We start from the raw sequence: 5,873 nt of genomic DNA on the forward strand, positions 1-5,873 counted from the left end.
GACAGCGGCAGGGCGACGGCGTCCGGTGCGGGGGCGGCCGGCGCCGGCGCGGGTCCGGCCGGCGGCTCTTCCAGGATGACGTGGACGTTGGTGCCGCTGATCCCGAACGAGGAGACGGCCGCGCGTGCCGGGCGTCCGCGCTCGGGCCACGGCATGCTCTCGGTGAGCAGCCGGATGTCCCCCGCCGCCCAGTCGACGTGCGGTGTCGGCGCGTCCACGTGGAGGGTCCTGGGCAGGGTGCGGTGGCGCATCGCCTGGACGACCTTGATGACGCCGCCGACTCCGGCGGCGGCCTGCGCGTGCCCGATGTTGGACTTGAGGGAGCCGAGCCAGAGGGGTTCCCGGCGGTCCTGTCCGTACGTCGCGAGGAGCGCCCCCGCCTCGATGGGGTCGCCGAGCCGGGTCCCGGTGCCGTGCGCCTCGACGGTGTCCACGTCGTCCGGTCCGAGGCCGGCGTCCTTCAGGGCGAGCCGGATCACCTCGCGCTGCGCGGTGCCGCTGGGTGCGGTGAGGCCGTTGGAGGCGCCGTCCTGGTTGACGGCCGAGCCGCGCAGCACGGCGAGCACGGGGTGTCCGGCGCGGCGCGCGGCGGAGAGCCGTTCGAGGACGACGAGACCGGCGCCCTCGGCCCAGCCGGTGCCGTCGGCGGCTGCCGCGAACGGCTTGCACCGCCCGTCCTCGGCGAGCGCCCCCTGTTTGCTGAACTCCAGGAACCCTTGCGGCGTTCCCATGACGGCGACCCCGCCGGCGAGGGCGAGGGCGCACTCGCCGCGCCGGACCGCCTGGGCGGCGAGGTGGAGGGCGACGAGGGAGGAGGAGCAGGCGGTGTCGACGGTGAGGGCGGGTCCGCGCAGGCCGAGGGTGTAGGCGATCCGCCCGGAGGCGACGCCGCCCTGGACGCCGGTGGCGAGGTAGCCCTCCAGTTCGCGGGGGACTCGGCCGGCGTCGCTGATGTAGTCGTGGAGCATCAGCCCGGCGTACACGCCGACCTGCCGGCCGCGCAGGGCGGCGGGGTCGACGCCCGCGCGTTCCAGGGCCTCCCAGGCGAGTTCGAGGAGCAGCCGGTGCTGGGGGTCGGTGGCGAGGGCCTCGCGGGGTGAGATGCCGAAGAACTCGGCGTCGAAGTCGGCGGCGTCGTGGAGGAATCCGCCCCGCCGGGTGGCGGAGTGCGTGTGGAGCCGCTCCAGGTCCCAGCCCCGGTCCTCGGGGAACCCGGAGATCGCGTCGGTCTCCTCGGCGACGAGCCGCCACAGGTCGTCGGGGGTGGTGACGCCGCCGGGGTAGCGGCAGGCGAGTCCGACGAGGACGACGGGGTCGTCGTCGGCGGCGGCGGTCGCCGGTGCGGCCGTGGCCGGCTCCGTGGGGGTGTCGGCGAGTTCGCCCCGGACGTAGGCGGCGATGGCCCGCACGGAGGGGTGGTCGAAGACGAGGGTGGTGGGCAGGCGCAGGCCGACGGCGGCGGCGACGCGGTCGCGCAGGCGGACGGCGTCGGCGGAGGTGAGGCCGTGCTCGCGCAGGGCCCGGTCCGGGGCGACGGGGGTGGACTCGCCGAGCACCGCGGCGACTTCGCGGGTGACGACGTCGAGGAGGGTGCGGTCGAGGTCGGTGCCGGTGAGGTCGGCCCTGGCGGGGAGCTGCTGCGGTGCGGCGGACCGCAGGGCGGTGACGAGGGTGGCGCCGGGGCGGCTCAGGGCGACGTCGAGGGCGTCGCGGATCCGGCGGTCGGTGAGCCCTTCGGCGAGGACCAGGGTGGTCCCGGCGGCGGTGACGGTCGAGCCGGTGACGGTGACGGGGGTGCCGTCCTCGGTGAGGCGGGCGCCGTGGCCGTCGGTGAGGTGGGCGGTGAGGAGGCCGACGAGGCGGGGGTCGTCCCCGGTGACGGTCACGGCCTGTCCGGCGTACGACCGCAGCGGGGTCGCGCCGGGAACGGGCACCGACGCGCCGCCCGCCTCGACGAGTTGCAGCCCTTCGTGGGTGCCGGGGACGCCGAGGAGCCGGCCGGGGAGGTCGGGCAGGAAGCGGCGGAGCACCTTGCCGGTGGCCGTCTTGGGCAGGGCGGCGACGGCCCTGATCTCCACCGGCACCTTGAAGTAGGCGAGTTCGCGGCGGCAGCGGGCGAACAGGTCGGCGCAGTCCACGCCGTCCGGACCCGGCACCACGAGCGCGGCCGGGACCTGTCCGAACTCCTCGTCGTCCCGGCCGTACGCGGCGGCGTCGCGGACGCCGGGCGCCTTGAGGAGGACGGCCTCGATCTCGGTGGGGTGGAGGTTCTCGCCGCCCCGGATGATGACGTTGTTGCGGCGGCCGGTGATCCACAGGTAGCCGTCGGTGTCGCGGCGGGCGAGGTCGCCGGTGTGGTACCAGCCGCCCTTGAGCGCCTCGGCGGTGGCCTCGGGCCGGTTGTGGTAGCCGAGCATCACGTTGGGGCCCTTGACCCAGATCTCGCCCTCGGTGCCCGTGGGCACGTCGGTGCCGGTCTCGGGGTCGACGACGCGCAGGTCGAGGCCGGGCAGCGGGAGGCCGCAGGAGCCGGGGCGGGGTGCGCCGCCGGGCCGCATGGTGGCCATGGGGCCGCTGGTCTCGGTGCAGCCGTAGTTGTCGGTGAGCCGGACGCCGAACGCGGCCTCGAACGACTCGGCGAGCGCAGGGGTGGTGACGGCTCCGGCGACGAAGGAGACGCGCAGCGCGGGCAGGGTGAGCCCTTCGGTGCCGGCCGCGTGGACCAGGTTGTGGTACATCGTGGGCACGCCGACGAGGAAGCTGTAGGGGCGGGCGCGGAGTTCGGCGAGGACCTCGTCGGCGGCGAACCCGGGGACGAGGTGCGCGGAGGCGCCGACGGCGGTCACGGCCATGACGCACAGGTTGTGGGCCAGGGAGTGGAAGAGGGGCAGCGGCCACAGCATCGTGTCGTCCGGGGACAGTTCGATGATCGGCGTGTAGCAGGTGGCGACGTTCCACAGGACCGCGCGCAGGGTCGACAGGACGCCCTTGGGGAGGCCGGTGGTGCCGGAGGTGTAGAGCAGGAACGCGGGTTCGTCGAGGCCGAGGTCGTCGCGGGGCCCGGTGGCCGGGTCGCGGGTGACGATCGCCTCGTATCCCTCGCCGCTGTCGTCCACGACGATGACGTGCCGGTCGCCGGGCGGCAGGGCGGCGTGGACCTGCTCGGCGTGGGCGGTGTCGGTGACGACGGCGAGGGCGTCGCTGTCGGTGAGGACGTGGGCGAGTTCCGCGTCGGAGGAGTGCGGGTTGAGGGGGACGCCGACGCAGCCCGCCCGGTTCACGCCGAGGTAGCTCTCCACGATCTCCACGCGGTTGCCGAGGAGGATCGCCACCCGGGATCCCCTCGGCAGTCCGAGTCCCGCCAGGTGGCCGCCGAGGCGGGCCGTGCGGCGCTCCAGGTCCGCGTAGGTCACCGCGCGCCGGGCGTCGGAGAACGCGGTCTTCGTGCCGCGCGTCGCGGCGTGCCCGCGCAGCAGTTCGGGCAGCGGTCGGACCAGGTCGCTCGATGTCTCGGGCATCTGTGGCTCTGTCTCCCGGTGCGGTCGTGAATGGGCTCTCCCGTCAATGATCCGGCACTGACGGACGGAACGCGTGGGGCGCCCCCCGGTGGGGAGGTGCGGTCAGTGTTTCGGCGTCAGGTGGAAGATGCAGCTGTGGGGGATGTCGAGTTCGGTGCGGTCGTGCAGGCGCCACGGGGAGCGGGCGAAGACGTCCTCCCATTCGCTCGGGGAGGGGATGTACTGGTCCATGAGGGCGTGGGTGTACTCGAAGCCGAGGGAGAAGACGGGGGCGGCGGCGTCGTTGCTGAGTTCGGAGCGGTAGGTGTCGCTGAGGAGGAAGCGGCGGACGTCGGGGAACGCCTCGCGCAGCCGGCCGAGGGAGGCGACGCAGTCCTCCAGGGGCCACAGGTCGTGGCCGAGGAAGAAGGAGAAGACGAGGTCGACGCCGGGGTGGCGGTCTTTTTCCAGGCGGGAGATGTCGCCGTGGACGATCTCGACGCGGTCGGTGAGTCCGGCGTCGGCGACGGCTTTGGTGGCGACCTCGACGGCGTCCTCGTCGATGTCGATGCCGACGAACCTCTTGTCGGGGTGGCGCTGGGCGAGCCGGATGACGCGGCGTCCGCTGCCGCAGCCGAGGTCGGCGGCGCGTTCGAAGTCGAGGCCGGCGGTGACCCGGTCGAAGACGGGGTCGACGTGGAAGTGGCCGTAGTCGCGGCCGGAGCGGGCGATGGCGCCGCCGTCGCGCAGCCGCATGGCGTCCTGGCCGCGTCCGGTGCGGGCGAGGGTGTCGGCCTGGGCGAGGATCGGGGCGTAGCCCTTGACGAGCCACACGAAGTAGCCCTTGTTCTCCCAGAGGTCGGTGAAGCGCGGGCCGGGGACGAGGGTGATGCCGTCGGGGAGGGTGGCGACGGCGTCGGCGCCCTCCAGGACGTCGGCGATGAGGCGCAGGGCGCGGAAGCTGAGGTCGTGGTCGCGGGCGAAGGCGTCGAGGGCGCAGGCGCGGTGCTCGTCGAGCTGGTCGAGGAGGCCGAGTTCGGTGGCGGCGGTGACGGCCGAGGCGAGGACGGTGCCGTTGAACGCCTGGCGCATGGAGAGGGGGGCGGCGGTGTCGGTGGTCATCGGGGGGCCTCCTGGGAGGGGGTGGGGGTGAGGGCGGCTTCGAGGCGGCGCGCGAAGGTGAGGACTTCGGCGGGGGTGCCGACGGAGACGCGGATCCAGCCGGGCATGCCGAGGTCGGTGGCGTCCCGGACGTGGGTGCCGTCGGCGAGGAGCCGCCGGGTGATCTCGGGGGCGGTGTGCGGCAGGTGGAAGGTGACGAAGTTGGTCTGTGAGGGGAGGTGGGTGATGCCGAGGCGGTCCAGGCAGGCGCACAGGGCAGTGCGGGCGGTGGCGGTGCGGATCCGGGTCTGTTCCAGGAACGCCTGGTCGGCGAGGGCGGCGCGGGCGGCGGCGTGGGCGACCCGGTTGACGTGGAAGGGCATGGCGTCCTGGACGGCGGCCGTGCGGGCGACGAGGGCGGGGTCGCCGACGAGGGCGCCGACGCGCAGGGAGGCGAGGCCGTACGCCTTGGAGAAGGTGCGCAGGACGCTGACGTTGCCGTTCTCCCGGGCCCAGGGCAGGGCGGAGGTGAAGGTGTCGTCGGTGAACTCGGCGTACGCCTCGTCGAACACGAGGTGGGAGCCGCCGGCGCGGGCGGCGTCGCACAGGTCGTGCACGGCTTCGGCGTCCAGGACGGACCCGGTGGGGTTGTGCGGGTTGCAGACGAAGACGAGGGCGGGGCCCTTCCTCATCTCCGCGATCAGCGCGCCGGGGTCGACGCGGTGTCCGGTGAGGGGGGTGACGACGGCGTCGAGTCCGACGGCGTCGAGGCTCTTGGCGTAGCCCTGGAAGGTGGCCTCGGTGAGGACGGCGCGTCCGGTGTCGCGCAGGGCGAGGGCCAGCATGAGGACGACCTCGTCGAGGCCGTTGCCGACGACGACGCGGTCGGTGGTGGTGCGGTGGTGGCGGGCGAGGGCGTCGATGAGGGCGGTGTGGTGGGGGTCGGGGTAGCGGTTGACGCGCAGGAGTTCGGCGCGGGCGGCCTCGACGGCCCGGGGGCTCGCGCCCCACGCGTTCTCGCTGCGGTGCAGCAGCAGCGGGGTGGGCTGCGGGGCGGTGCGGGCGGGGTGGGCGACGGGGGTGCGGGTCCGGGGGCTCATGAGAGCGCTCCCGTGACGTTCTCGACGGCGTCCAGGACGGCGCCGGAGGCGACGAGCCGGTGCGCGTCCTCGATCTCGGGTGCCAGGTACCGGTCGGGTCCTGGGCCGGGTACGCCGCTGCCGCGCAGGAGGGCGACGACGGCGGCGGTCGCGGGGGCCGGCCGCAGCGGGGCGC

3 protein-coding genes are annotated in these 5,873 nt (G+C 74.6%); all 3 read right to left on the reverse strand.

Annotated elements, in window-relative coordinates; all coding sequences use genetic code 11:
* A partial coding sequence (locus tag ACVNF4_RS31380; protein ID WP_461806271.1) for an AMP-binding protein occupies positions 1 to 3,518 on the reverse strand: 3,518 nt, incomplete at its 3' end.
* Between the two features lie 102 nt (positions 3,519 to 3,620).
* Complete coding sequence (locus tag ACVNF4_RS31385) at positions 3,621 to 4,619, reverse strand: methyltransferase domain-containing protein (RefSeq protein WP_461806272.1); 999 nt, start codon at positions 4,617 to 4,619, stop codon at positions 3,621 to 3,623.
* Positions 4,616 to 5,698 carry a pyridoxal phosphate-dependent aminotransferase gene (locus ACVNF4_RS31390; protein ID WP_461806273.1) on the reverse strand — a complete coding sequence of 361 codons (1,083 nt, stop codon included), beginning with the start codon at positions 5,696 to 5,698 and terminating at the stop codon, positions 4,616 to 4,618. The genes ACVNF4_RS31385 and ACVNF4_RS31390 overlap by 4 nt, the downstream gene beginning before the upstream one ends.
* Positions 5,699 to 5,873: the final 175 nt, after the last annotated feature.

The organism is Streptomyces sp. S6 (assembly GCF_054880855.1).